Origin of the sequence: Vibrio sp. 10N.286.55.E10, assembly GCF_002872555.1 — a bacterium.
GTDB lineage: Bacteria > Pseudomonadota > Gammaproteobacteria > Enterobacterales > Vibrionaceae > Vibrio > Vibrio crassostreae.
The window spans coordinates 1-3,395 of the sequence record NZ_MCSD01000041.1; the positions used below are offsets into that span (position 1 = coordinate 1).

4 protein-coding genes are annotated in these 3,395 nt (G+C 40.5%); 3 read left to right on the forward strand and 1 reads right to left on the reverse strand.

From position 1 onward, the window contains the following. Positions 1 to 198: 198 nt before the first annotated feature. From BCV39_RS18570 to BCV39_RS18590, 3 genes are all read left to right on the forward strand, one after another. The gene (locus tag BCV39_RS18570) at positions 199 to 645 is read left to right on the forward strand and encodes a DUF6389 family protein (RefSeq protein WP_102431730.1); all 447 of its coding nucleotides are present in this window, start codon (positions 199 to 201) and stop codon (positions 643 to 645) included. Positions 646 to 802: 157 nt separating this feature from the next. Continuing rightward, the gene (locus BCV39_RS18580) at positions 803 to 1,456 is read left to right on the forward strand and encodes an HNH endonuclease (RefSeq protein WP_102431732.1); all 654 of its coding nucleotides are present in this window, start codon (positions 803 to 805) and stop codon (positions 1,454 to 1,456) included. Between the two features lie 133 nt (positions 1,457 to 1,589). Beyond that, positions 1,590 to 2,081 (forward strand): hypothetical protein, encoded by a 492-nt coding sequence (locus tag BCV39_RS18590; protein ID WP_102431734.1) that lies wholly within the window; start codon positions 1,590 to 1,592, stop codon positions 2,079 to 2,081. 22 nt (positions 2,082 to 2,103) lie between these two features. On the opposite strand, the gene BCV39_RS18595 is transcribed toward BCV39_RS18590, so the two are convergent. After that, the gene (locus BCV39_RS18595; protein WP_102431735.1) at positions 2,104 to 3,060 is read right to left on the reverse strand and encodes an IS110 family transposase; all 957 of its coding nucleotides are present in this window, start codon (positions 3,058 to 3,060) and stop codon (positions 2,104 to 2,106) included. Between the last annotated feature and the right edge of the window lie 335 nt (positions 3,061 to 3,395).

Consider the following 3,395-nt stretch of genomic DNA (forward strand, 5'->3'; position numbering starts at 1 on the left):
ACTTGGTCGCAGGTCGTGAAGTAGAGTTATGTGCATCCCTTGAAGCCCAAACATAACAAACAATTTAAGAGGGATTCCCAACGCTTGGCATTTTTTGGTTCTACTTTCAATTTAGTGTTTATGGCACAATGCTTTAGGCTGGGTGGTAGCGTTGCTCACCCCTTAATTGGGCGTTATGTGTATTGAGGGAAATTATGTATGAGTTTTGAAGAAGAGCTGAATATTGAATTGTTGAAGCATAGTGATTCAGCTATCTCTTTGTTAAGGCGGCTATTTGAAAATATACCTAGCAACGCACGTGAGGTTCATATTGAAATTTTCCCTAGCCAAGATGGTGATGGGTTATTTTCTGTATATGTAAGCCTAGATGGACCAGATTTATATGTCTTGAATAAATCAATTCAAGAGTTCGCTAGTATTTTCGACCCGAAGTGCATAGGTACTAAAATCGAACCTTACATACCTACGATAGACCCTTTTGATGCTGACGTTGGTTTTGACGTTAACGATGTTGTAGTCGACTGTGCCGCAAAATGGGTTCAGTTAATCTGGAGTCAGATTGGTGATTTAGAGCCTAGTCTCCCTGTGAGAGTATTCGGTCAAGACGGTTACGGTTCATTGACTCCAATAGATTTGCGTAAATGAAAATCCACATAACAAGCAATTCAAGCAGACTGCCAACGCTTGGCATTTTTAGCTCGGTTTAGCTTTAGTGATTACGGTGTTAAGTTTGAGTATATCGGTAGCGTTGTCAGCTACTTAATTGGGCGTTATATTTTTATTCATAGTATAGGAGATACCAATGGCTCATATTCCAGAAGAAGCGCATGTTGTTGCCTACTATTTGGCGAAATTTCCAGATTCATATAAAAATCTTGAGCCTAATAAAAATATGACGAATTTGCTTATTAGTTACTCTCGATTCTTTTTTATGCCAGATAGTTCATTAAAGAGACTGCGAGATGAGTACGATGCTTTTTTTCCTCATAGAGCAGGATATAAAGGTGCTGATACGAGAGCGTCTCGTGTAAAAGTTAATGAGTCTCTTAAAAATCTCAGTGAGTCTGAATTGCATGAAATAGTACTAAATATTGTAAATGAAGACTCAGCTATATTACCTGATATCGAGACCGACACGCCTTTGTGGGAAGGGAAAAGGGTTCAAGTTCAAGTCAGTAAATTTGAAAGAAATCGGTATGCACGTGCCGCTTGTATTGAACATCATGGGTTAAAGTGTCAATGCTGCTCTAATAATATGGGTGAAATTTACGGGGCAATTGCTGAAGGTATTATTGAGGTACACCATATCAAACCTATTTCCGAAATTGGTGTTGATTATCAAATTGATCCCATCGCTGATTTAGTTCCTCTTTGCCCAAATTGTCATAGAGTTGTGCATAAACGAAACCCGCCTTATACAGTCGAAGAAGTGCGGTCAGCGTTAAGAAAAATATAACAAACTGTTTAAGAGTGATTCGCAACGCGTGGCATTTTTACTATGCGTTGGTTTTAGTGTTTAAGGTGGTATGCTGCTGCTTCGGTATTGCGTTGCTCACACCTTAACAGGGCGTTATATTCCCGGGTGAATTATGAACAAAATTGAGCAAAATCTTAAAGAAAATCGAAATCGGAGAAGCAGAGAGACGCTACTTTCTCTGCTTCCTGAGTTATTGGCTAGATATTTAGAGCAAGTAGATTTCTCTAGTGATGGAAATTGTTTACGCTATGCGGCTTTTTCAACTTGGGATCAAGAAACAGATACCCAGACAACTACTAGAGGTCCTATCGAAAGTTGGAAAAATATTACCTTTAAGCATTGGAGTGATCTTTTTGGTACGCTGAGAAAATTTCCTTCGCGAGACCATGAAGGCTGGTTATTCTTTGCCACCGATGGACCTTATTATAAGGTTAAACTTTCAGATCTACTTCTTTTTCTAAGTGAGCTTGAGTCATTTACAAGTGAAAATGAAACTTTCGATTTTGGGTGGGTTGGTTCAGATCTAGACTGTGGTGTAATTGCGGAGTTTAATCACACTTCGTTTTGTCGAAATGACTTTGAGTTAAGTGTTTGGGGAATATAACAAGAGACTATGGCGTCAATAGTTAATTTTTGACGCTATCTTTATCCCATATTGCACCGTCTCTTAGCATTGAATTGAGTGTCACAACCATCTTTCTCATGCAGGCAACTATCGCTACTTTTTTAGGTTTTCCTGCCGCAAGTAATCGTTCATAAGTAGCCTTAAATACAGGGTTGCATTGGATAGCCGACATCATTGCCATGTACATGACTGTTCTAACTTGAGGTCGACCTCCTTTTATCATCCGTTTGCCTTTGAAGCGTCCGCTCTCTCTTGTTATAGGTGCTACGCCAATGAGAGAAGAGGCTTGCTTGTTAGTGATAAAACCGAGTTCGGATACATTGCTAATTAGGGAGGCGGCTAAGATCTTTCCTACGCCAGGCATGCTTTGAAGGATGGTGTTCTTAGCTTGATATTCAGGGCAGCTCTCAATCAGCTTTTCTATCTTTGCCTCTACTTTTTCAAGCTGATTTTTTAGAGCGGTTAGAATCGGAGTAATAGTCGATGAGATGTTCTTGGGTAATATTTGTAGTCGGTTTCTTTCCATGGTTTGTATGGTGAGTAGTTGGTTCCGCCTCGTGACTAAGTCACTCATAAGGCGTATGTTTTCGCTTTTTAGCTTGGTAAGTTCGGGCTGAACTCGTTCGGCATAATGTGCGATGAGTTCGGCATCTAAACGGTCGTTCTTAGCTCGTTGACCAATGGCTTCAGCAAACCTTTTAATACGTAGTGGATTGGCAACGACATAAGGCAATTTAGCTTTATCACAGGCGAGTATGAAGGGCATTTCTAATCGACCTGTAGCCTCGATGACGACGCGTTGAGGTTTGTGTTTCTTAATGATTTTAATGGCATCGCTGATGCCTTTATCGGTGTTTGGTACGGTGAAGTAAATGTCGAGTGGACGGACATAGATGTCTAATTGTGACTTACCAGTATCAACGCCAACATTAATGTTTTGAAGTGTGTTTGTATTCATAATAAGCTAACTCTTGCTTGCAAATGCGGGCTCGAGACCCAGAAGACTATTCGAGTGTGGTGCTTGGAGTTCTATCTGACGTTCGTACTTGTTACCGGTCTCTCAATCGAGGAGCCATCGTTTAATCGAACTACCAGATAGAAGAACTTTAGTTGCAGCTAAAGTCTGGGTCTCACCTTACCCGATTGGAATGCTTATTATCCATACAAAGCGTTTAAGGCAGATTCGCAACGCTTGACAATTTGGGTTTGAATCAGCTTTAGTGTTTACGGTGCAATGGTTTAGGTTAGGTGGAGGCGTTGCTCACTACTTAACGCGGCGTTATGTTTTCGGAG